This window comes from Novosphingobium sp. PC22D (assembly GCF_002556635.1).
Taxonomy (GTDB): domain Bacteria; phylum Pseudomonadota; class Alphaproteobacteria; order Sphingomonadales; family Sphingomonadaceae; genus Novosphingobium.
Genome location: NZ_MWMO01000003.1, coordinates 165,098 through 187,699, shown reverse-complemented (window position 1 = coordinate 187,699; position 22,602 = coordinate 165,098). Strand labels below are relative to the sequence as shown.

The 22,602-nt window shown below is 68.1% G+C and carries 26 protein-coding genes and 1 pseudogene; 19 read left to right on the top strand and 8 right to left on the bottom strand.

The features are described from left to right. Positions 1–49: 49 nt before the first annotated feature. On the top strand, positions 50–430 hold the full coding sequence (locus tag B2G71_RS07525; RefSeq protein ID WP_240530043.1) for an META domain-containing protein: 381 nt from the start codon (positions 50–52) through the stop codon (positions 428–430). Between the two features lie 16 nt (positions 431–446). Here the strand turns inward: B2G71_RS07525 and rmuC are convergent, their stop codons facing one another. The 3 genes from rmuC to recR all read right to left on the bottom strand — a co-directional run bounded on the left by rmuC (position 447) and on the right by recR (position 3,263). Continuing rightward, positions 447–1,946: a DNA recombination protein RmuC gene (gene rmuC, locus B2G71_RS07520; RefSeq protein WP_098105126.1), complete on the bottom strand. Its 1,500-nt coding sequence runs from the start codon at positions 1,944–1,946 to the stop codon at positions 447–449. Positions 1,947–2,029: 83 nt separating this feature from the next. Continuing rightward, positions 2,030–2,596, bottom strand: coding sequence for a peptide deformylase (gene def, locus B2G71_RS07515; protein ID WP_098105125.1), 567 nt, complete (start codon positions 2,594–2,596; stop codon positions 2,030–2,032). A gap of 70 nt (positions 2,597–2,666) precedes the next feature. After that, positions 2,667–3,263 (bottom strand): recombination mediator RecR, encoded by a 597-nt coding sequence (recR, locus tag B2G71_RS07510; RefSeq protein WP_098105124.1) that lies wholly within the window; start codon positions 3,261–3,263, stop codon positions 2,667–2,669. Positions 3,264–3,315: 52 nt separating this feature from the next. On the opposite strand from recR, the gene fmt reads away from it, so the two are divergent. Continuing rightward, positions 3,316–4,227, top strand: a complete 912-nt coding sequence (fmt, locus tag B2G71_RS07505; protein WP_098105123.1) for a methionyl-tRNA formyltransferase — start codon at positions 3,316–3,318, stop codon at positions 4,225–4,227. A 3-nt stretch (positions 4,228–4,230) separates the two neighbouring features. On the opposite strand, the gene B2G71_RS07500 is transcribed toward fmt, so the two are convergent. After that, on the bottom strand, positions 4,231–4,761 hold the full coding sequence (locus B2G71_RS07500; protein ID WP_098105122.1) for a hypothetical protein: 531 nt from the start codon (positions 4,759–4,761) through the stop codon (positions 4,231–4,233). A 99-nt stretch (positions 4,762–4,860) separates the two neighbouring features. On the opposite strand from B2G71_RS07500, the gene truA reads away from it, so the two are divergent. After that, entirely contained in the window at positions 4,861–5,628 is a 768-nt protein-coding gene (gene truA, locus B2G71_RS07495) for a tRNA pseudouridine(38-40) synthase TruA (protein WP_098105121.1), read from the top strand. Between the two features lie 66 nt (positions 5,629–5,694). Then, a complete protein-coding gene (locus tag B2G71_RS07490; protein WP_098105120.1) occupies positions 5,695–8,097 on the top strand; it encodes an EAL domain-containing protein in 2,403 nt (800 codons plus the stop codon). 4 nt (positions 8,098–8,101) lie between these two features. Here B2G71_RS07490 and cobS read toward each other — a convergent pair whose 3' ends face one another. Then, the gene (gene cobS, locus B2G71_RS07485) at positions 8,102–9,094 is read right to left on the bottom strand and encodes a cobaltochelatase subunit CobS (RefSeq protein WP_098105119.1); all 993 of its coding nucleotides are present in this window, start codon (positions 9,092–9,094) and stop codon (positions 8,102–8,104) included. A gap of 100 nt (positions 9,095–9,194) precedes the next feature. Next, a complete protein-coding gene (locus tag B2G71_RS07480; RefSeq protein WP_098105118.1) occupies positions 9,195–9,887 on the bottom strand; it encodes a helix-turn-helix domain-containing protein in 693 nt (230 codons plus the stop codon). Between the two features lie 77 nt (positions 9,888–9,964). Here B2G71_RS07480 and B2G71_RS07475 point away from each other — a divergent pair, with 77 nt between their 5' ends. The 9 genes and pseudogenes from B2G71_RS07475 (at position 9,965) to B2G71_RS07440 (ending at position 14,993) form a co-directional block, all read left to right on the top strand. Continuing rightward, on the top strand, positions 9,965–10,387 hold the full coding sequence (locus B2G71_RS07475; RefSeq protein ID WP_098105117.1) for a VOC family protein: 423 nt from the start codon (positions 9,965–9,967) through the stop codon (positions 10,385–10,387). Positions 10,388–10,413: 26 nt separating this feature from the next. Beyond that, complete coding sequence (locus tag B2G71_RS07470) at positions 10,414–11,091, top strand: glutathione S-transferase family protein (protein WP_098105116.1); 678 nt, start codon at positions 10,414–10,416, stop codon at positions 11,089–11,091. Positions 11,092–11,094: 3 nt separating this feature from the next. Beyond that, positions 11,095–11,448: pseudogene (locus B2G71_RS24490) on the top strand (DUF1428 domain-containing protein); the annotation flags it as partial. Next, the gene (locus B2G71_RS24485; RefSeq protein WP_346426932.1) at positions 11,422–11,841 is read left to right on the top strand and encodes a DUF1428 domain-containing protein; all 420 of its coding nucleotides are present in this window, start codon (positions 11,422–11,424) and stop codon (positions 11,839–11,841) included. The pseudogene B2G71_RS24490 and the gene B2G71_RS24485, both read left to right, overlap by 27 nt. Next, positions 11,834–12,640, top strand: coding sequence for a VOC family protein (locus B2G71_RS07460; protein WP_098105114.1), 807 nt, complete (start codon positions 11,834–11,836; stop codon positions 12,638–12,640). The genes B2G71_RS24485 and B2G71_RS07460 overlap by 8 nt, the downstream gene beginning before the upstream one ends. Before the next feature lie 72 nt (positions 12,641–12,712). Then, entirely contained in the window at positions 12,713–13,342 is a 630-nt protein-coding gene (locus B2G71_RS07455) for a glutathione S-transferase family protein (protein ID WP_098105113.1), read from the top strand. 22 nt (positions 13,343–13,364) lie between these two features. Next, entirely contained in the window at positions 13,365–14,036 is a 672-nt protein-coding gene (locus B2G71_RS07450) for a glutathione S-transferase family protein (RefSeq protein WP_098105112.1), read from the top strand. A gap of 25 nt (positions 14,037–14,061) precedes the next feature. Next, entirely contained in the window at positions 14,062–14,520 is a 459-nt protein-coding gene (locus B2G71_RS07445; RefSeq protein ID WP_098105288.1) for an SRPBCC family protein, read from the top strand. After that, positions 14,517–14,993, top strand: a complete 477-nt coding sequence (locus B2G71_RS07440; RefSeq protein WP_098105111.1) for a GFA family protein — start codon at positions 14,517–14,519, stop codon at positions 14,991–14,993. The genes B2G71_RS07445 and B2G71_RS07440 overlap by 4 nt, the downstream gene beginning before the upstream one ends. Positions 14,994–14,997: 4 nt before the next feature. Here B2G71_RS07440 and B2G71_RS07435 read toward each other — a convergent pair whose 3' ends face one another. Next, positions 14,998–15,594 (bottom strand): DnaJ domain-containing protein, encoded by a 597-nt coding sequence (locus tag B2G71_RS07435; RefSeq protein WP_098105287.1) that lies wholly within the window; start codon positions 15,592–15,594, stop codon positions 14,998–15,000. A gap of 39 nt (positions 15,595–15,633) precedes the next feature. Here B2G71_RS07435 and B2G71_RS07430 point away from each other — a divergent pair, with 39 nt between their 5' ends. Next, a complete protein-coding gene (locus B2G71_RS07430; protein ID WP_206049344.1) occupies positions 15,634–15,909 on the top strand; it encodes a BolA family protein in 276 nt (91 codons plus the stop codon). Between the two features lie 7 nt (positions 15,910–15,916). Here the strand turns inward: B2G71_RS07430 and B2G71_RS07425 are convergent, their stop codons facing one another. Continuing rightward, positions 15,917–17,002 (bottom strand): DUF2332 domain-containing protein, encoded by a 1,086-nt coding sequence (locus tag B2G71_RS07425; RefSeq protein WP_098105110.1) that lies wholly within the window; start codon positions 17,000–17,002, stop codon positions 15,917–15,919. 39 nt (positions 17,003–17,041) lie between these two features. Here B2G71_RS07425 and hisG point away from each other — a divergent pair, with 39 nt between their 5' ends. The 5 genes from hisG (at position 17,042) to B2G71_RS07400 (ending at position 22,578) form a co-directional block, all read left to right on the top strand. Continuing rightward, entirely contained in the window at positions 17,042–17,698 is a 657-nt protein-coding gene (hisG, locus tag B2G71_RS07420) for an ATP phosphoribosyltransferase (RefSeq protein ID WP_098105285.1), read from the top strand. Next, complete coding sequence (gene hisD, locus B2G71_RS07415) at positions 17,698–18,990, top strand: histidinol dehydrogenase (protein ID WP_098105109.1); 1,293 nt, start codon at positions 17,698–17,700, stop codon at positions 18,988–18,990. The genes hisG and hisD overlap by 1 nt, the downstream gene beginning before the upstream one ends. Continuing rightward, positions 18,987–19,430, top strand: a complete 444-nt coding sequence (gene nusB, locus B2G71_RS07410; RefSeq protein ID WP_098105108.1) for a transcription antitermination factor NusB — start codon at positions 18,987–18,989, stop codon at positions 19,428–19,430. Before hisD ends, nusB begins: the two co-directional genes overlap by 4 nt. 38 nt (positions 19,431–19,468) lie before the next feature. After that, entirely contained in the window at positions 19,469–20,350 is an 882-nt protein-coding gene (gene thiL / locus B2G71_RS07405) for a thiamine-phosphate kinase (RefSeq protein ID WP_240530042.1), read from the top strand. 125 nt (positions 20,351–20,475) lie between these two features. Next, positions 20,476–22,578: a sodium-translocating pyrophosphatase gene (locus B2G71_RS07400; protein WP_098105107.1), complete on the top strand. Its 2,103-nt coding sequence runs from the start codon at positions 20,476–20,478 to the stop codon at positions 22,576–22,578. The last annotated feature ends 24 nt before the right edge of the window (positions 22,579–22,602 follow it).

Below are 22,602 nucleotides of genomic sequence, written 5' to 3'. Positions count from 1 at the left end.
CAACATAGGTTATGCTGCTATGCGGAAACGCGGCATCTTAGCAGCCCTGGTGCTTTTCAGTTCGGCCTGTGCGGGGCCCGCCGATTCCTCGCACCTCGCCGAATCGACCTGGAAGTTCGTCTCGATTGACGGCGAGGAACCGGCTTCGCAGAGCGCGGAACTGACGTTCGAGCGCGCGCAGCTCGATGCCACCGTCGGCTGCAATGCCCTGGGCGGCCCTTGGCGCACCGAGGCCGACCGCCTGATTGCCGGTCCGCTCGAACAGACCGAGATGGTGTGCGAGGGGCCGGTCTGGGGCCAGGAGAAAGCCGTTGGCGCCCTGCTGGCCGCCACGCCCAAGTACGAAGTCGAGGGCAATCGCATGGTCCTGCGATCGAGCGGCCACATCGCCGAACTGACGCGCGAGGAGGAGCCAGGACCGGGCGGGTAATCCACCCGGCGGCACCCTATTCGGCCGCTTCGGCCACCGACCCCTCGCCGTAGCGTGGCAACGATTCGATCTGCGAAATATCCTCGATCTCGCGCTTGCCGATCTCGATATGCTTGTCGCGCAGGCGGCGGCCCGACGAGAGCACGTTGCGCTCGAAGCTGCCGACGAACTTGTTGTAGTTGTTCACCGCCGTTTCGAGCCCGGCGCCCACGCGCTTCATGTGATCGGCGGCGACCGCGAGGCGATCGTACAGCTCGCCGCCCATGCGACCGATCTCGCGCGCTTCCTTCGCCAGGCCGTCCTGCCGCCAGACTTGCGCGACGGTGCGCGCGATCGCGACGAGATTGGTGGGGCTCGCGAGCAGCACCCGGCGATCGAAGGCGAAATCCCATAGTCCCGGATCGTATTCGAGCGCGGCGGCAATGAAGTGCTCGCCCGGCACGAACATCAGTACATAGTCGGGCGCGTCCTCGAACTGGCTCTGGTAGCTCTTGGCGCCGAGCGTCTGGATATGCGCCTGCATCGCCTTGGCGTGCTGCGCCAGGAACGCCTCGCGCTCGGCGTCGCTGTCGGCGTGAAAGGCGTCCTGATAGGCGTTGAGCGAGACCTTGGCGTCGATCACCAGCAGCTTGTTGCCGGGAATGCGCACGATCGCGTCGGGGCGCAGCCGCCCCTCCTCGGTCTCGATCGAATGCTCGGTGACGAAATCGGTGTGCTCGGCGAGGCCGCACTGCTCGAGCACGTTGCGAAGCTGCTGCTCGCCCCAGCGTCCGCGTGCCTTGGGCGCGTTGCGCAGCGAATTGCCGAGCCGCTGCGCCTCCTCGCGCACCCGCTCCTGCCCTTCGCGCATCGACCGGATGAGCCCAGTGAGCTGGCCGAACGAATCGACGCGCTTGGCTTCGAGCGCATTGACCTGCTCCTCGTAGCTCTTGAGCCGCGCGCCGACCGGTTCGAGCATCGTGCGGATGCGTTCGGCGTTCGCCTTCTCGCTTTCCGCGAAGCGCGCGCCCGCGCGCCGCAGGAAGGCTTCCTGCGCGCCTTCGAGGACTTTGGCGCCCGCGTTCTCAAACTCCTTGCGCAGCGCGTCCTGCGCCTCGATCAGGAGCCGTTTCTGCTCGTCGAAATTGGCGGTCTTCTCGCGCAGCGTGGCGAGTTCGCCGGAGAGCCGCGCGTGCTCGGCGCGCGTCTTTTCATGCGCCTCGGTCAGCTCGGAGCGGACCCGTTCGAGCACGTGCGCGTGCTCGGCGCGCAGCCGGTCGAGCGTAAGGCCGTGATCCGCGCGCGCCGCTTCGAACGCGGCGGCCAGCTCGTCCGCGCGCGCGGCCCTTTCGCTGGCGCTCGCCAGATCGCGAATCGCCGCGCGGAACTTCTCGTCAAGCTCTCGCGCCTCGGCATCGCGCGCCTGATAGCGCTCCCGCCAGTCCACGACAGGCCGCGAGCCAAAGAACCAGCCCGCCGCCAGCCCTACGGCAAGGCCCAGAACCAATGCGACGATAACGAGCAGAATCGGGTCCATGCCCGGAGGCTAGCGAGAACGAATGGAGAACGCCAGCCCTTTCGCACCGCAATCCACAACCACGCTTCGGGAGCGGCTCGAAGTCAGGCGGCCTTGCGCAGCTTTTCCAGCTTCTTGAGCGCCATCTGCCGCTTGAGGCGCGACAAGTGGTCAATGAACAGGATGCCTTCGAGGTGGTCCATCTCGTGCTGCAGACAGGTGGCCATGAGATCGTCCATCGCTTCCTCGTGGACGGTGCCGTCGAGGTCTTGCCAGCGCGCGCGGATGCGCGCCGGACGTTCGACTTCGGCGTAGATCTCGGGAACAGAGAGACAGCCTTCATTGTAGATCGCAAGATCCTCGGAAGGATCGAGAATCTGGGGATTGATGAAGACCCGCGGCTCCTTCTTCACCGGCTGATGGGTGTGCTGGTGGCCGCCGTGGTTGCACACTTCGGGCTCCGCGTCCGGGTCCTCGGGCTGGAGGTCGATCACCAGCACGCGCAGCGGCACGCCGACCTGGATCGCGGCAAGGCCGATGCCCGGCGCGTCGTACATCGTCTCGAACATGTCGGCGACGAGCGTCCTGAGATCGTCGTCGAAGCTTTCGACGGGTTTCGAGATTTGCTTGAGGCGCGGATCGGGCGCTTCGATGATTTCGCGGATAGCCATGCGCTCAAAAATAGGCGCGGCGCCGCGATTGCGCAATATTGCGCGTGACGATCACGGTGATCTTCGCGGCTCAGGAAACCGGGCGGCGGGCGCGCAGCGCCTGGGCCAGCGTGCCTTCGTCGAGGTAGTCGAGCTCGCCGCCCACCGGCAGGCCATGCGCGAGCTGGGTGATCCGCAGCGGATAGGCCTCCAGCCGCTCGGCGATGTAGTGCGCGGTGGTCTGGCCCTCGAGCGTCGCGTTCATCGCCAGCACCACTTCGTCGACGCCGCCGCCGGCGACACGCTCGAGCAGGCGGTCGATCGTCAGGTCCTCGGGCCGCACCCCGTCGAGCGCCGACAAGCGGCCGCCGAGGACGTGATAGCGGCCGGTGAACAGATGCGCGCGGTCGAGCGCCCAGAGATCGGCGACATCCTCGACGACGCAGAGCTGCCGCGCGTCGCGGCGCGGATCGGCGCAGATGCCGCAAGGATCGCTCGTATCGACATTGCCGCAGGTGCGGCACTCGACCAGCGTCTCGCGCACCGCGCCCAGGGCATCGAGCAAGGCGACCAGCGCGGTCTCGCGCCGCTTGATCAGCCACAGCACCGCCCTCCGCGCCGAGCGCGGGCCGAGCCCCGGAAGCTTGCTCAGCGCCGCCGCGAGCGCTTCGATCTCTTGCGATGCCATGGCTCGGCAGATAGGGCTTGCGGCCCTCCAGAGGAAGAACAAACCGGGACATATGCGCATCATCTTCATGGGAACGCCCGATTTCGCCGTACCGGCGCTCGTGGCGCTGACAGAAGCGGGGCACGAGGTCGTGGCCGCCTATACCCAGCCGCCGCGCCCCGGCGGGCGCAGGGGCCGCGAACCGACCCCCTCGCCCGTCCAGCGCGAGGCCGAACTGCGCGGGATCGCGGTGCGCCATCCAGCCTCGCTCAGGAGCGCCGAGGCGCAGGCGGAATTCGCCGCGCTGAAGGCCGATATCGCCGTGGTCGCCGCCTATGGCCTGCTGCTGCCGCAAGCAATCCTCGACGCGCCGCGGCTCGGCTGCCTGAACATCCACGCCTCGATCCTGCCGCGCTGGCGCGGGGCGGCGCCGATCCAGCGCGCGATCCTGGCGGGCGATCCGACCACCGGGGTGACGATCATGCAGATGGAAGCCGGTCTCGACACCGGGCCGATGCTGGCGACCTTGCGCACCGTGATCGAGCGCAAGACCGCCGGCGAGCTGACGCGCGAACTGGCCGAACGCGGCGCGCAGCTTTTGGTCGGAACCTTGCGCGACCTCGCGCTCCACCGCCCGGTCCAGCAGCCCGAGGACGGCGTGACTTACGCGAAGAAGATCGACAAGGCCGAGGCCCGGCTCGATTTCACCGCCGACGCCGAGCAGGCGGAGCGGCAAGTGCGGGCCTTCGCGCCGACACCGGGCGCCTGGTTCGCGTTCGAGGACGAGCGCTACAAGGTGCTCGCGGCCGATGTCGTCGAAGGCCGGGGCGCGCCCGGCACGGTGATCGACGACGGGCTGACGATCGCCTGCGGCAACGGCGCGATCCGGCCGCTGACGGTCCAGCGCGCGGGCCGCCCGGCCATGGCGACGGCGGATCTGCTTCGCGGCCGCGCGATCCCCGCCGGAACCGTCCTCACCGGATAGGCATCAGGCCTTTTCGGGCATGCGCCGGACCGGCGGCTCCTCGTCCGCCCAGCGCGGCTGCGCCGCGCGCATCGATTCCGCTGTGCGCTCCCACGAGGCGACCGGCTTGTCCTTGATGCGGATGTTGAAGCTCTCGGTCGTGCGGAACTCGAGCACTTCGGCGCCTTGCGGTCCGGCCGAGTAGCCGTAGGGGACCTCGCTGCCGACGAAGAACCCGTCGCCCGCAACCAGCGTGCGATCGCCCAGTTCGATCGACCCGGCAAGAACGTAGTAGAGGCAGTCGCAATCGTGCGTGTGGAGCGGCAGCGGGTAGCCGCTCTTGAACCACAGACGAGTCAGGCTCATGCCCGGGCGGCGATAGGGAACGTCGACGTACTCTCCGCCCGATTCGGCCATCGAGGCGTCGCGGGCCATGACTTCGAACATGTTCGCCGGCGCGCCTTCCATCGCCATGCAGCCGGCTTCGGCGAGCGTCGGCGCTTCGGCGCCGCGAAAGATCTCGAAGCGCGGACGTTCGGGTTGAGTCTCGTCCATTGCGGTCCCTTTCCTGAGTTTCGCGCATGGTGCCAGCTTGCTCGCACGCCGCCAAGGCCGTTTGCAGCAGCGCGAGGCTCGCGGTATCGGCACCCGCCTATGACGCGTTTCGCCCTGACCCTCGAATTCGACGGCACCCCGTTCATGGGCCTGCAGCGCCAGGCGCATGGACCCTCCGTTCAGCAATCGGTCGAGGATGCCGCCAGGTCGATCACCGGCGAGGACGTGACGATGCATGCCGCGGGGCGCACCGACGCGGGCGTTCACGCGCTGGCGATGCGCGCGCATCTCGACATCGCCAAGCCGCTCACGCCGTTCCGGCTGATGGAGGCACTCAACGCGCTGATGCGCCCCGATCCGGTGGCGGTGACCGCCTGCGAGACCGTGAGCGAGGACTGGCACGCGCGCTTTTCCTGCCTCGGCCGCGCCTACGAGTATCGCATCGTCAACCGCCGCGCGCCGCTCACGCTGGAGCGCGGCAAGGCCTGGCAAGTCGCCCGTCCGCTCGATCACGCGGCGATGCACCGCGCTGCGCAGGCGCTCGTCGGCAATCACGACTTCACCACCTTCCGCTCGGTCCACTGCCAGGCGAGAAGCCCGGTCAAGACGCTCGACCGGCTCACCGTCCGGCGCGAAGGCGAGACGGTGATCATCGAGGCGGCGGCGCGCAGCTTCCTCCATCACCAGGTTCGCTCGATGGTCGGCTGTCTCGCGATGGTGGGGCTCGGCCGCTGGCGCGAGGCGCGCGTCGCCGAGGCGCTGGCGGCGCGCGACCGCCAGGCGCTCGGCCTCAATGCGCCGCCCGACGGGCTCTATTTCGTCCGCGCGGTCTACCCCGAGGATGCGGCGGGGATGCGCCGGGGTTAAGTTCAGTCGTCCAAGCCCGTCCTAGGAGATGGCCCGCGGACGAAGGATGACGGTCTGTTGAATTCGGTGGTTGTCAAAGGATTCAAGGACTTCTTCGCCAAGGGGCCGCGGCTGGAGATGATCCGGCACGACATTCCCGAGCGTGATCGGGAGTGGTTCGCCAACTGCCGGATGCACCACCTCGAGCAGTTTCCATGGATCACGTCCGACCTGGTGCGCACGGGCATGGCGCTGTGGCTGATCGCGTCGGCTCCCCTCCACGCGTTCCTCACGGTCGCCGCGCTCACCGGTTCGCTCTTCGTCCTCGAGTGCGTGCTCTACTCCAACATCATGCGGATCGCGCCGGAGACGATGCGCCGCCTCAATATGCTCCGGGTCCTCCTGCTGGTTCGCGGCTGCATCTGGTCGCTGGCGATCGGAATCGCTGTCGCGGCCGCGCCCGCCAACGGCTCTGGCCAGGCGATCTTCTTCGGCGCGGCCGTGGTGATGATCGACACGATCTTCATGACATCGCTGCCGCTGGTGGGGCTCGGTTCGAATCTGGCGGTCATGCTCGCCATCGGCATGGCGCTGATCCGCGCCAAGGACGTCGATCCCTGGCTCGCCGCGGCGATGACGCTGATGATGGCGATGGGCGTGCACTACGCCATCTTCAGTCTCTACCATCTCTTCGCGACGCGCAGGCTGCGTACGCGCCGCCTCAAGACGGCCAACGAGACGATCGAGGTGCTGCTCAGCCACTATGACCAGCACGGCAGCGACTGGCTGGTCGAGATCGACCGCGATGGCCGCCTCGAGCGCCCGTCGGCGCGGATGTGCGCCGCGCTGGGACGCGACGTCGAGGCCGTCGAGGGCATGCACATCACATCGCTGCTCGAACCCGGCCCCCAATGGCGCGAGCTTATCCGCTCGGCGCAGGCGCTGCGCCAGATCAGCAACCTGACATTGCCCGCCCGGTTCGGCGACGAGCGGCGCTGGTGGTCGATTTCGGGCTGCCCGGTGTTCGACGGGGAGGGCAATCACACGGGATACCGCGCCTTCGTGCAGGACGTCACCGAAAGGCATACGGCCGAAGAACGGGTGCGCACCATGGCGCTGACCGACGCGCTGACGGGCCTTGCCAACCGCCCCGTCTTCACCGCGCGGCTGAGCGAGACGCTCGAGGCCTGCGACAAGGGCGAGGTCTGCGGCGTATTGTTCATCGACCTCGATTCCTTCAAGGCGACCAACGACACCTTCGGCCATGCCGCGGGCGACGAAGTCTTGCGCCAGACCGCCGAGCGCATCGCCGCGCTGGCACGGCCCGGAGACACCGCCGCGCGGCTCGGCGGCGACGAGTTCGCGCTGCTCGTCACGTCCGCCGAGACCGCGCACGACCTCGTCTCGCGCGCCGAGGCGCTGGTCTCGGCGCTTTCGCGCCCGATGCACGTCGACGGCAAGACCATGCCCGGTGGCGCCAGCGTGGGCGTCGCGCTCGGACCGCGCGACGGCGCCAACGGCGAATCGCTGCTGCGCGCCGCCGATCTCGCGCTCTATGAAGCGAAGTCGCGCGGCCGGAGCTGCCATGTCGAATATCAGCCCGCCCTGCTCGAGGAACGCGCCGAACGCCGACGAATGGAATGCGACCTGCGCCACGCGCTCGAGCGCGACGAGTTCGAGATCCATTATCAGCCGCTGATCGACATCGCGACACGCCAGACCAAGGGCTACGAGGCGCTGTTGCGCTGGAACCATCCGACGCGCGGCTCGGTCCCCCCTTCGGTCTTCATTCCGCTCGCCGAGGACCTCGACCTGATCAACACGATCGGCACGTGGGTGTTGCGCGAGGCGCTCGCCGAAGCCGCGACCTGGGACGAGAATCTCACCATCGCCGTCAACGTGTCACCCGCGCAGATGCGCGGCGAGGCCTTGCTCGGGCAAGTCATCGGCGCGCTCGCGGCGAGCGGCGTGGCGCCCGAACGGCTCGAGCTCGAGATCACCGAGAACCTGCTGGTCCACGAATGCGAGGTTCACACGCGGCTGCTGCACCGCTTGCGCGCCTTCGGCGCCCGGATCGCGCTCGACGATTTCGGGACCGGCTACTCCTCGCTCAACTATTTGCGCAGCTTTCCCTTCGACAAGCTCAAGATCGACCGCTCGTTCGTGCGCGATCTGACATGCGACGGCGACAGCCTCTCGATCGTCGAGATGCTGCTGCGTCTGGCGCGAGACTTCTCGATGGAAACGATCGTCGAGGGCGTCGAGAACGAGGGCCAGTTCGCGGCGCTCACCGCGATGGGCTGCGACCAGGTGCAAGGGTTCCTGTTCGGCCGCCCGATCCCCGCGAGCGAACTGCCGCCGGAGATCCGCAAGCCGGTCGATGCGGCGCCATCACTCGCGAGCGAGCCGATCGAGTGGCTGCGGCAGCGCGGCTGCGGCGCGCTGCCGCGTGATACGGGCTATTGCCAGGTGAGCTGTCGCAAGTGCTAGGCCCTCAGGCCTTGGCGACGACGCTTTCTGGCAGCTCGGTTCCGAACACGCGCTGATAGTATTCCGCGACCAGCATCCGCTCGGTCTCGTCGCACTTGTTGAGGAACGAGAGCCGGAAGGCGAAGCCGGGGTCCTTGAATATCTGCGTGTTCTGCGCCCAGGTGATCACCGTGCGCGGGCTCATCACCGTCGAGATGTCGCCATTGATGAAGCCCTGCCGCGAAAGATCGGCGACCTTGACCATGTCGGCGATCATCTTGGGATCGACACCGGACACCTTCGCGGTGACGATCTCGTTCTCCACCGGCTGCGGCAGGTAGTTGAGCCCCACGACGATGTTCCAGCGGTCCATCTGCCCCTGGTTGATCGCCTGGGTGCCGTGATAGAGCCCCGAGGTGTCGCCGAGACCAACTGTGTTGGCCGTCGCGAACAGGCGGAAACCCGGATCTGGGCGGATCACGCGGTTCTGGTCGAGCAGCGTGAGCTTGCCCTCGGTCTCGAGCACGCGCTGAATCACGAACATCACGTCGGGCCGGCCGGCGTCGTATTCGTCGAAGACCAGCGCCACCGGGTGCTGCAACGCCCAGGGCAGCAGACCCTCGCGGAACTCGGTCACCTGCAGCCCGTCGCGCAGCACGATCGCGTCGCGGCCGATCAGGTCGATGCGGCTGATGTGCGCATCGAGGTTGATGCGGATGCAGGGCCATTTGAGGCGGGCCGCGACCTGTTCGATGTGCGTCGACTTGCCGGTCCCGTGATAGCCCTGGACCATGACCCGGCGGTTGAACGCGAATCCAGCGAGGATCGCGAGCGTCGTATCGGGATCGAAGACGTAGGCCGGATCGAGATCGGGCACGCGCTCGTCGGCTTCGGAGAACGCGGGAACCTTCATGTCGATGTCGATCCCGAACGTCTCGCGCACGTCGATCTCGATATCGGGGGCGGGCAGGACAGTCTTGTCGCGGCTGTCGGCGGTGATGTTGGTTATCTCGGTCATCTCGCAGCCCGGCCTAAACGGACGGGCGCTGCGCTGCAATAACGTTACGGGCGAAAATTCGTGACCGGCCGCGCCATGGCAAGGCCCGAGGGCCCGGCGCTCAGCGGATCTTGGGCGGCAGCACGAACAGATCGATGAAGGCGCCCGCGAGATCGCGCTCGCCGGTGACCTCGATTCGCATGCCCGGCGTGTCGGGCGGAACCTTGCCGTAGAGCACCGGGAGGAAATCACCCGCGGTCGGCGCCTTGAAGGTCAGATCGGTCTCGACCGCGTCGGTGCCGAGGCGCGTGAACGACAAGGCCCCGTCCTCCAGCCGACCCAGGAAACGGTCCTGCCCGACCTCGAACAGCGCGGTCAGCGCCAGCTTCTCGGCCTTTTCGACGACGAGCATCGTCCGCATCGAGAGCATCAGCGCCACCGGCGTCATCGGCAGCGTGGGGTCATGAAGCGGCGAGCGCACCGCCCATCGTCCCAGTTCCTGGATCAGGGGTTCTGCCGCCCTGCCCCATTCTGTGAGATCGTAAAGCTGGACGCTCGCGGGCGGCTCCGAGAGCGTCCGCACGACGATACCCGCGCTTTCGAGCCGCTCGAGGCGCTCGGTCAGCACCTTGGCGCTGATACCGGGCAGGCTGGCGCGGATGTCGCTGAACCGTCTTCCGCCGAGCATAAGCTCACGCACCACCAGCAGCGACCAGCGCTCGCCGATCAGTTCCATGGCGAAGGCCGCGCCGCAGGCGTCCTCGTACCACTTGCCGTGAATTTCGCCTGCCTCGGTTTCTTTTCGTAACTTCATAGTTGCTTTTAGTAACTCTTATGGCCAGTCTGAGGCAAGCGAATCGCCCGCGAGGCCGACGTCCAAGGAGAAGCGCCATGCCTCGAATGATCTTCGTAAACCTGCCCGTCGCCGATCTCGACCGGGCCATGGCATTCTATGCAGGCATGGGCTTTGCCAACAACCCGCAGTTCACCGATGAAACCGCGGCCTGCATGGTCTGGTCCGAGACGATCTTCGTCATGATCCTCACCCACGACAAATGGCGCAGCTTCACCGAACGCCCGATCGCCCCGGCGGGATCGAGCGAAGTGGCGATCTGCCTCACGCTCGACAGCCGCGAAGAGGTCAACGCGCTGGGGAACAAGGCAGCACAGGCCGGCGGCACCAGCGACGTCAATCCCGCCATCGACCACGGGTTCATGATGACCCGCTCGGTCGCCGATCCGGACGGCCATGTCATCGAATTCACCTGGATGGACCTCGCCGCTTTCGAAGGCGCCGGCAAGGCCGCCGCCTGATCCCTTCGCGCCACAGGAGAAAAACCATGCCGATCGATCCCGACGCCACGATCGAGATCACCGCGTTCGAATGGGTGCCCCCCTTCGCGCAGGGCTTCGTGCGCGACTTGCGGCCGCGCTGGGCCTGCGAGGAAATCGGCCTTGCCTATCGCGAGCGCCTGATCAGCGCCGTCGACCGGCCCGAGTGGTACTATGCTGAACAGCCCTGGGGACAAGTCCCGCACTTGCGCGAGGGGGAGATCGCCATGTTCGAAAGCGGCGCGACGCTTGTTCATCTCGGCGAGAAAGGCGGCCTGCTGCCGAAGGACGGGCAGCCCCGCGCGACGGTGCTGAGCTGGCTTTTCGCCGCCTACAACAGCGTCGAGCCGGCAATGTTCGAGATCGCCAACGCCACGATCTTCGCGCGCAAGCAGGACTGGGCACCGCTGCGCCTGCCCTCGCTGCTCGAGGATACCGGCAAGCGGCTCGACCGGCTGGCGGCAGCGCTGGGGGACAGCGAGTGGATCGCGGGCGACTTCTCCATCGCGGACATCGCGATGGTCACGGTACTGCGCGACATCGACCGCACCGAACTCGTCGCCGAGCGGCCGGGCCTTCGCGACTACGTCGAACGCGGAAAGGCGCGGCCCGCGTTCAAACAGGCGCTGGCCGACCAGATGCGACATTTCGAGGCCAATGCCCCCAAGCAGACCGCAGGAGCCTGAACCATGAGCTATTTCGACGGCCTCGTGATCGCGGTGCCGACCGCGAACAAGGACGCTTTCATCGCCTATGCCCGGCAGGTCGATCCGCTCTTTCTCGAAAATGGCGCGAGCCGCGTCGTCGAGTGCTGGGCCGACGACGTGAAGCATGGCAAGCAGACCGATTTCTACGGCGCGGTCGATGCCCGGGACGAGGAGAGCATCGTCTTCTCGTGGATCGAATGGCCCGACAAGGCCACGCGCGACAAGGGCATGGCCGCGATCTTCGAGGCCGATCCCCCCGATCCGCGGATGGACCCTGCCCGCCACCCGATGCCGTTCGATGGCCAGCGCATGATCTACGGCAGCTTCGAGCCGCTGGTGATCGAGGGCAATCTGTCACGATTGCCCTATGTGCAGGGATTCCTCGTCCCGGTCGAACACGCCAGGCGCGAGGATTATCGGGCGGTAGCCCAGGAAGGATGGGACAAGGCGTTCCAGCCCCTGGGCGCCCTGTGCGTGCTGGAAGGTTGGGGCGACGCCCTCGAAAGCGGCAAGCAGACCGATTTCTTCCGCGCGGTCGACGCGCGCGAGGCGGAGAACGTCGTCTTCTCGTTCATGGCCTGGCCCTCGCGCGAGGCCTGCGATGCGGCGGGCGAGCGGATGCAGAACGATCCCGAGATCAGCATGCCCGCAAGCATGCCCTTCGACGGCATGCGGATGGTCTACGGCGGCTTCGTGCCCGTCGTCGTGCTGGAGAAGACCGATGCCTGAGAGCTGCGCGGGCTTCATCTGGTACGAACTGATGACCAGCGATCCGCAAGGCGCCGCCGCGTTCTACGGCGCGGTGATCGGCTGGAAGATCGCGGCGCACGCCGATCCGGACCCGAGCGCTGCGGGCATGGACTATCGCATGATCGTGCGCGACGACGGCGGCAATGCGGGCGGCGTCCTGCGCCTGACCGAGGCGATGCTGGCGGGCGGCGCGCGGCCTTGCTGGATGCCCTATCTTCAGGTTGCCGACGTCGATGCCGCCGTCGTCGCGATCGAGGCCGAGGGCGGCAGCGTGCAGATGCCCGCGGCCGATCTGCCGGTCGGCCGCATCGCCATGCTGCGCGATCCGCAAGGCGTGCCGATCTACGTCATGGCCCCCAAGCCTCCGCCCGGAGCGCCTCCCGGCGCGACCAGCGACGTGTTCGACGAGACCGCGACGCAGCGCGTGCGCTGGAACGAACTCGCCAGCCCCGACCAGCCCGGCTCGATGGCGTTCTACGCCCGGCACTTCGGCTTTGCCTTCGACGAATCGATGCCGATGGGTGAATTGGGCGACTATTGCTTCATCGACCATGGCGGGAAGCGCCTCGGCGCGATCATGCGCAAGCGGCTCGACACGCCGGTGCTCTGGGACTTCTACTTCGGCGTGCCCTCGGCGGCGGCGGCGAAGCGCGCGATCGAGGAGAACGGCGGCACCGTCGAGAGCGGCCCGCACGAGGTTCCGGGCGGGGACTGGGTCGTCACCGCGACCGATCCGCAAGGCGCGCGCTTCGGCGTGGTCGGGCCGCTGGGCGAATGAACGCAAGGCGATTGACCGCGCGCCTTTGTTCTATAGACGTTCTCACCTCGGAGATTCTGGGGAAACGATGCCATGGCCGATTACACGTTCTTCACCAATCCCATGTCGCGCGGCCAGATCGCGCGCTGGGCGCTGCACGAGGCGGGAGCCGCCTACGAACAGGTGCTGGTCGACTGGCAGGCCAAGCCCGCCGCGTTCCTCGCTGCCAATCCGATGGGCAAGGTGCCCACGATCATCCACCACGCCGCGAGCGGAGAGCGCGTCGTGACAGAGGCCGCGGCGATCTGCCTCTATCTCGCCGTGATGCACCCCGAAGCGAAGCTCGGCCCGGGCGACGACGAAGTCGCGGACTACCTGCGCTGGACCTTCTTCGCCGCCGGCCCCGTCGAACAGGCGATCACCGCCCGGGTACTGAAGTTCGAGCCAAGCTCTCCCGAGCAGGAAGGGATGGCCGGCTTCGGGTCGTTCGTGCGCACGATCGACACGCTCGACGCCTTCCTGACCGACCGCGCCTGGGTCTGCGGCGACCGCTTCACCATGGCCGACGTCTACGTCGGCAGTTCGGTCGACTGGGGGCTCAACTTCGGGATATTCCCGCCGCGCGAATCCTTTGTCGCCTACGCCGAGCGCTGCCAGAATCGCGCGGCCTACAAGGCGGCCAAGGCGATCGACAGCAAGCTGATCGAGGAAATGAAGAAGTGAGCGCCGCCAGGAAAGGCAATTGATGGAAAAGACCCCCGCCCCCGACCTCGCGCTCTACGGACACCCGTTCTCGTCCTACACCTGGAAGGCGCTGATCGCGCTCTATGCCAGTGAGCTGCCCTTCGATTTCCGCATCGTCGACGCCGATCATCCCGAGCACGCCGAACTCGTCGGCTCGGCGGGGCCCGCGGGCAAGTTCCCCGTGCTCAAGGACGGCGACAACGTCATCTTCGAGGCGAGCGCGATCATCGACTATCTCGCCGTCCACCACGTCGAGCACATCCAGCTCATCCCCTTGCAGTCCGACGCCTCGATCGGCGTGCGGATGATCGACCGCGTGTTCGACAACTATGTGATGGCCAATACGCAAGACGTCGTGAACGAGTATCTGCGCGACCGCGAGAACCCGGACATGGCGCGCGTCGAGGAAGCGCGCGCACGGCTCGAGAAGGCCTACGCCTGGCTCGAGGGCTGGCTGCAATACTATCCGGTGGTGGGGCAGGTCACGCTGGTCGAATGCGCCGCCGCGCCCGCGCTGTTCTATGCCGACTGGGTCCATCCCATTTCGGGCGCCTACCCCAGGCTCAGGCAATGGCGCGCGCATCTCGTGGCGCTGCCGCCCGTGGCGCGCTGCATCGAGGATGCCCGCCCCTACCGCCGCTTCTTCCCGCTCGGCGCGCCCGACCGCGACTGAGATCACGTTCGAGGAGAGAACCACGATGCCGCAGGAAAACCGCGAACTTTCGGTGACCCGCCTGATAGACGCGCCGCCCGCCAAGGTCTGGGAAGTACTGGCCGAACGTCAGAACGAGTGGTGGTGCCCCGCCCCCTGGCGCGCCGAGGTCGACGAGCAGGACCGGCGTCCCGGCGGTGCCTGCCGGATGACGATGTACGGTCCCGAGGGCGAAATCGTGCCGCAGAACGGGATCTATCTGGCTTACGAGGAAGGCCGCCGGTTCATCACCACCGATGCGATCGTCGATGATTTCCAGCCTTCGGAGCCCTTCATGATCGGCATCTGGGAGATCGCGCCCGAAGGCTCGGGTACCCGCTACACCGCCCGCGCCCGCCACTGGAGCGAGGACGCGTGCAGGCAGCACGAGACGATGGGCTTCGTCGAAGGCTGGACGGCCTGCGCCGACCAGCTTGCGACGATCTGCGAAAGGGAAAGGGCATGAGCGGCGCCGAAGGCGGCTGCGCCTGCGGCACAGTCCGCTACCGCCTGCTCGACGATCCCTACGTCGTGCACTGCTGCCACTGCCGCTGGTGCCAGCGCGAGAGCGGATCGTCCTTCGCGCTCAACGCGCTTATCGAGACCGCGCGGATCGAAGTGACCGGCCAGGCGCCCGACCGGGTCGAGACGCCCTCGGCCAGCGGCAAGGGCCAGGCCGTGTTCCGCTGCCCGGTCTGCCGCGTGACGCTGTGGAGCCACTTCGCCGGCGCGGGGGAGAAGGCCGCGTTCGTGCGCGTCGGCACGCTCGACGAGCCTGATGCGTGCCCGCCCGACGTGCACATCTATGTCGAGAGCAAACAGCCCTGGGTGGCGATCCCCGAAGGTTCGGAGACCTTCGCGGGCTTCTATTCGGGCAAGGACATCCCGCGCCTCTACGGCGAGGAAGGCGCCGCGCGCGCCAGGGCCCTGCGCGGCTGAGCGATCAGGCGAGCGCGGGCGCCTTGCGCAGGAGCTGATAGGCCTCGACCACTTGCCGCAGACGGTCCTCGCGGCTGCGGTCGCCGCCATTGTGATCGGGGTGAAAGTCGCGCACCAGCCGGGTGTAGCGGGTGCGCACCGCCTTGCGGTCGGCATCCTGCCCCAGCCCGAGCGTCGAGAGCGCGCGGCGCTCGCTGGGGCTGAAGCGCGCCGCGCTTTGCGCCGCGCGCAGGTCTTCGCGGCGTTCGCGCACATGCTGGCGCGCGCGGGCGCTGATCGCCTCGAGCGGATCGGAGAAATCGGCCCAGCGGGGAATACCGTCGACGCCCGCGTCGGTGCGGAACGCGCGGGTGTGCTGGTCCCAGCCGTGGAGCGGGGACTGCTCCTCGAAGATCTGCTCCGACGACATGCCCTCGAAATAGTCGTATCCCGAATTGAATTCGCGCACATGATCGAGGCAGAACCAGCGCCAGTCGCCCGGCCCATCGAAGCTCGCGCGCCGCGCGCCGGGAGCGCGAAATTCTCCCGCTTCATCGCAGCCCGGCCAGTCGCAGATCTTGCCTCTGGATTCGAAGCGCCCGTGTAGCCTGTCTCGTCTCACCCGCTTGAAGATGGGGCACTCATGCACGAAATGGAACCCATGACCGGACCGATCGCACAGGAAATGCGGCACCTGCTCGAAGCCGCCTTCGCGCCCAGCCGCCTCGACATCATCAACGACAGCGGTCGCCACGCGGGCCATTCGGGAGACGACGGCAGCGGCGAATCGCATTTCACCATCGAGATAGAGAGCGCGCGGTTCGAAGGCGTTTCGCGGCTGCAGCGTCAGCGCCAGGTCATCGCAGCGCTCGGCGACATTCCCGGCCAGCGCGTCCACGCCGTCGCCATCCGCGCGCGCGCGCCGGGCGAAGCCTGACGCGCGCTCAGCGCGCCGCCGTGCCGCGCCATTCGATCCAGGCGCCGTGCGCGTGGGCCGCCGCGAGTTCCACCACCGCCTCGCCGCCCGGCCAGTAGCGCACCGTCAGGCGATGGCCGAGCAGGCTCCGGTCCGCCTCAACCGCGATCCAGGCGAGCGCGCGGTCCGCAGTCGCCGCCGCGCCCGCCGCTTCCATCGCGCGCGTCACTCGTTCCTGCTCATCCGCCGGAACATATTGCCAGACGATCGAGTGCATCAGCACGCGGGTAGTACCGGCCTCCTGTGGCATCGCGAGTTCGGCTTCGACGAAATCCGCCGCGTTCATCGCCGCGAGGTCGGGCCGCCGACAACCCGCAGCAGCGATCGCGGCTTCGAGCCGTTCGAAGCGGACATGGTGCTCGGGCCAGATGTACGACTTGAGCCGAAGCGCCTGATCGGGATCGGTCAGATCGACGGGCGCGACATCGCAGCCGCGCAGCGATTCGAAGGTGATGGGATGCGAGGGCGGCGGCGGCCCGCGCCACTCGGGCGTGAAGGCCATCGCCGCATCGCGCGGACCGACCGCAACGCCGCCCAGATCGTAGCGATAGCGGTCGATCATGAGATTGATCCCCGCGCTCGAACCGATCTCGCGGCATGCGAATCGCGGCGGTAGTCCCCGATCCGCGAGCCACAGCATGGCGGCAACGAAATTGCTCGACCGGCCCGCCTCGTTGGTCTGCGGCGGCCCGTCGAGCCACGGCAGCATCCGCGCCGCGCGCGTCCGGCACAGCGCGCCGATCACCACGTCGTCATCGGCCTTGCGGCCCGCATAGATCGGCGCGAGTTCCGGCGCGGTGCCCGACAAGTGCAGCCCATGCACCGCCGCGGCCGAGCGCAACGGCAGCCCGTCGGCCAGCGCCTGTCCCTGCCACGCGGCGATCCGCTCGATGAAGGGGCCCGCGCCTGGGCGGCCGAGCTGCCGGGCGATCGCCGCGACCACGCGCGCGGTCACCGGCGCGCCGTTCGCCTCGCAATAGGCCACCTGGTTGGCATAGGCCTGCGCGACGCCGCCCTCGAAACCGTTCGAATCGCCCGAGTCCGCCTGCGCCATGTTGCCCTTTCGCGCGTCACACCCTAATTGGCCGCGACCATGCCCAATCCGCTGACCTTCGCCGTGCCCAAGGGGCGCATTCTCGACGAGGCGTTGCCGCTGATGGCGCGCGCCGGCGTCGTACCGGACGCGGAGTTCCACGACAAGAAGTCGCGCGCGCTCTCGTTCGCCTGCGAAGGCTCGGACATGCGGCTGATCCGCGTGCGCGCCTTCGACGTCGCGACGTTCGTCGCGCACGGCGCGGCGCAAGTCGGCATCGTCGGATCGGACGTGGTCGAGGAATTCGCCTATTCCGATCTCTACGCGCCGGTCGATCTCGACATCGGCCACTGCCGCCTGTCGGTCGCCCAGCCCGTCGGCGAGGCGGGCGAAACGCTGCCGAGCCACCTGAGGATCGCGAGCAAGTATCCCAATCTCACGCGCCGCCACTTCGAGGGCCTTGGCATCCAGGCCGAAGTGGTGAAGCTCAACGGCGCTATGGAACTGGCCCCCATGCTCGGCCTTTCGACGCGCATCGTCGATCTCGTCTCGACCGGACGCACGCTCAAGGAAAACGGCCTCGTCGAGACCGCGCGCATTCTCGACATCTCCGCGCGGCTGATCGTCAATCGCGCCGCGCTCAAGACCGACGAGCGCGTCGGCGCGCTGGTCGAACGCTTCCGCGCACTGGTCGCCGAAAAAGAGGTCGCGGCCTGATGCTGCGGCTCTCGTCCAGCGATCCCGGCTTCGAGAAGGCCTTCCGCCGCCTCGTCCAGGGCCGGCGAGAAAGCGACATCGAAGTCGCCAACGACGTCGCGCGGATCATCGCCGACGTGCGCGCGCGCGGCGACGAGGCGCTCGCCGAGTTGACGCGGCGCTTCGACGGCCATGATCTTTCGGGCGACAACGCCTGGCGGATCGAGCAGAGCGCCTGCCGCGCCGCTTATGACGCGCTCGACAGCACGCTTCGCGACGCGCTCGAACTCGCCGCCGCGCGCATCCGCGCCTATCACGAGGCGCAAAAGCCCGCGGACCGCGACGATACCGACGAAGCTGGGGTGCGGCTCGGCGCGAAGTGGACGCCGGTCGACGCCGCAGGGCTCTACGTGCCGGGCGGACGCGCGGCCTATCCCTCCTCGCTGCTGATGAACGCGATCCCCGCCAAGGTCGCCGGGGTGGAGCGGCTGGTGGTGGTCACGCCGACGCCCGCCGGAGCGGTGAACCCGCTCGTGCTCGCGGCCGCGCATATCGCCGGGATCGACGAGATCTGGCGCATCGGCGGCGCCCATGCCATCGCCGCGCTCGCTTACGGCACCGGGCGGATCACGCCGGTCGACGTCATCACCGGCCCGGGCAATGCCTGGGTCGCCGAGGCCAAGCGCCAGCTTTACGGCGTGGTCGGCATCGACATGGTGGCCGGTCCCAGCGAGATCCTCGTCATCGCCGACGGCCGGAACAACTGTGACTGGATCGCCGCCGACCTGCTCAGCCAGGCCGAGCACGATCCCACCTCGCAGTCGATCCTCATCACCGACGATCCGGTCTTCGCCGACAGCGTCGCCGACCGCATCGGCGTCGAGGCCGCGATGCTCTCGACCCAGAGGGTCGCCGAGGCGAGCTGGAAGGCGCATGGCGTGATCATCGAGGTGGCGAGCCTCGACGAGGCCCCTGCCCTCGCCAACGCGATCGCCGCCGAGCACGTCGAGATCGCGACCGACGATCCCGAGGCGCTGTTCGCGCGCATCCGCCACGCGGGCAGCGTGTTCCTCGGCCGCCACACGCCAGAGGCCGTGGGCGACTATGTCGCCGGGCCCAACCACGTGCTGCCGACCGGGCGGCGCGCGCGCTTCTCGTCGGGACTTTCGGTGCTCGACTTCATGAAGCGCACCAGTTTCATTCAGCTCGACGAGGCGTCGTTGCGCGAGATCGGCCCCGCCGCCGTCGCGCTGGCGGGGGCCGAGGGACTGCCCGCCCACGCCCGCAGCATTTCAGTGAGGTTAGAACCATGAAGGCACGCAGCAAGGCCCGCGCCGCCGCGCGGCTCGCCGCGGTCCAGGCGCTCTACCAGCACGCCATGGAGAACACTCCGGTCGCGTCGCTGCTCGACGAATTCCACCGCCACAGGCTCGGTGCCGAGATCGACGAGGACCAGTACGCCAAGGCCGAGGTCGCCTTCTTCGACGACGTGGTGAAGGGCGTGATCGCCCGGCGCGACGAGATCGACGCGCTCCTGACGTCGAAGCTGGCACAGGGCTGGTCGATCGAGCGGCTCGACCGCACCATGCTCCAGATCCTGCGTGCCGGAGCCTACGAGCTGCTCGCCCGGCCCGACGTGCCGACCGGCGCCGCGATCAGCGAGTATCTCGACGTTGCCCACGCGTTCTTCGACGAGCGCGAGGCAAAGTTCGTCAACGGCGTGCTCGACGCGGTGGGCAAGGCCGTCCGATAGCGCCGTCCGGCCGCTGGACAGGCCCGCGCCGGACCGGCATGTCCGACGCGATGTCGACCGAATCCGCCTTCATCGAAACCCTGCGCCGCCTCACCCGCGATCCCGCCGCGCGCGGGCTGGCCGACGACGCCGCGGTGCTCGAGTTCGGCGGCGAGGCACTTGTCCTCACCCACGACGCGATGGTCGAGGGGACGCACTATCTCGCCGGGCAGGACCCCGCGGACGTCGCCTGGAAGCTCGTCGCGACCAACATCTCGGACCTTGCGGCCAAGGGCGCCGAACCGGTGGGCGTGCTGCTCGGCTACAAGCTGGGCCGCGACGACACGCGCTTCCTCGAAGGTCTCGAAGAGGCGATCGACCACTTTGGCGCGCCGCTGCTCGGCGGCGACACCGTGGGCGGCGGCGGGCCGCAAGTGCTCGGCCTCACCGCGATCGGGCGCGCCACCCACCGCCCCGTCCCCTCGCGTGCCGGCATGCGCGTGGGCGACGCGCTGTGGATCACCGGCGCCGTCGGCGCCGCGATGATCGGCTTCGAGGCGCTGCGCGACGGCACCGGCGCCGACAGCCGCGCCTATCGCCGGCCGGAAGCGCTCGTCGCCGAGGGGCGCGCGCTCGCGCCGCACGTCTCCGCGATGATGGATGTCTCCGACGGGCTGCTGATCGACGCGCGGCGCATGGCGCACGCCAGCGGCGTGACGATCGCGATCGATGCCGCCCGCGTGCCGATCGCCGCGCCCGAAGCACGCCGCGACGAGGCACTGCGCTGGGGCGATGACTATGCGCTGCTCTTCGCACTGCCTCCGGGCCACGAACCGCCCATCGCGGCGGTCCGCATCGGCGCGGCACTTCCGCCCGGCCCCGCGCGGCTGCTGCTCGACGGAGTGGACGCGGGCGAGGCCGGGCTCGGCTACGAACACTAGGCGCTTTCAAGCAAGAGACGCGCCCGCGATTGGACTTGCCAGCCCTATAGCTAGTCGATAGCCAGTTGAGTCGAGCGGTCAAAAAAGGCCGCCGCAATCGAAATAAGAACAGGAGGGGGCGAAACGTGAATCTGATCACGATCGCAATAATTCTCGGTCTGGCGGCCGTCGTTTACGGATTCGTCACCAGCAGGCAAGTGCTGGGATCTCCCGCCGGAAACGAGACGATGCAGCAAATCGCGGGCGCCATCCAGGAAGGCGCGCAGGCCTATCTCAAGCGGCAATACACCACCATCGGCGTGGTCGGCGTCGTCGTCGCGGTGATCATCGCGGTGACGCTCGGCGCGATCTCGGCGACCGGCTTCGTCATCGGCGCGATCCTCTCGGGAGTCGCCGGGTTCATCGGTATGAACATCTCGGTGCGCTCGAACGTGCGCACCGCCGCCGCCGCGCAGACGGGCCTGCAAGCCGGGCTCACGCTCGCCTTCCGCGCGGGCGCGATCACCGGCATGCTGGTGGCGGGCCTCGCGCTGCTCGCGATCGCGGTGTTCTACTGGTACCTCACCGGCCCCGCCGGCTACGGCGTGGGCGGCACCGACCGCACTGTGGTCGAGGCCCTCACCGCCCTCGCCTTCGGCGCCTCGCTGATTTCGATCTTCGCGCGATTGGGCGGCGGCATCTTCACCAAGGCGGCCGACGTCGGCGCCGACCTCGTCGGCAAGGTCGAGGCGGGCATTCCCGAGGACGACCCGCGCAACCCGGCGGTCATCGCCGACAACGTGGGCGACAACGTCGGCGACTGCGCCGGCATGGCCGCCGACCTGTTCGAGACCTACGTCGTCACCGTGGGCGCGACCATGGTGCTCACCGCGCTGCTGCTGAAGGGCGCGGGCGACCTGCTTCCCAACCTCATGGCGCTGCCGCTGCTGATCGGCGGTGTGTGCATCGTCACTTCGATCATCGGCACCTATTTCGTGCGCCTCGGCGGCGGCACGAACGTGATGGGCGCGATGTACAAGGGCTTCCTCGTCTCCGCCATACTCGCCGTTCCCGCGATCTGGTGGGCGATCAGCTACGCGCTGGGCGACATGGGCACGCAACTGGGCGCCGCGCTCGGCGGCTTTACCGGCATGGACCTGTTCTGGTGCGCGCTGCTCGGCCTCGTCATCACCGGGCTGATCATCTGGATCACCGAGTACTATACCGGCACGGGCTTCCGCCCGGTCCGCTCGATCGCCAAGGCGTCGGAGACAGGCCACGGCACCAACGTGATCCAGGGCCTCGCGATCAGCCTCGAATCGACCGCGCTGCCCACGCTCGTGATCGTCGCGGGCATCGTCATCGCCTACCAGCTCGCGGGGCTGATCGGCATCGCCTACGCGGCGACGGCGATGCTGGCGCTGGCGGGCATGGTCGTCGCGCTCGACGCCTATGGCCCGGTCACCGACAACGCCGGCGGCATCGCCGAGATGGCGGGCCTCGACGACAGCGTGCGCGAGAAGACCGACCTGCTCGACGCGGTGGGCAACACCACCAAGGCGGTCACCAAGGGCTACGCGATCGGCTCGGCGGGGCTCGCCGCGCTGGTGCTCTTCGCCGCCTACACCACCGACTTGCGCGAGTTCTTCCCGGACATCGCGGTCGATTTCAGCCTCGAGAACCCCTACGTGATCGTCGGGCTGCTGCTCGGCGCGCTGCTGCCCTATCTGTTCGGCGCGATGGGCATGACCGCGGTGGGCCGCGCCGCTGGCGACGTCGTCAAGGACGTGCGCGACCAGTTCGCCGCCGACCCCGGCATCATGGCCGGCACCAGCAAGCCCAACTACGCCAAGACGGTCGATCTCGTGACCAAGGCTGCGATCAAGGAAATGATCGTGCCCTCGCTGCTGCCGGTGCTCGCGCCGATCGTGGTCTATTTCGTGATTTCGCTGGTCGGGGGAACCGCGAACGGCTTCGCCGCGCTCGGCGCGCTGCTGCTCGGCGTGATCGTCGGCGGGCTTTTCGTCGCGCTGTCGATGACGGCAGGCGGCGGCGCCTGGGACAACGCCAAGAAGTATATCGAGGACGGCAACCACGGCGGCAAGGGCTCGGAAGCGCACAAGGCCGCCGTGACCGGCGATACCGTCGGCGATCCCTACAAGGATACCGCAGGCCCCGCGGTGAACCCGATGATCAAGATCACCAACATCGTCGCGCTGCTGCTGCTGGCGGCGCTCGCGGCGGGCTGATCAGTCGTACCCGCGACAGTCGAG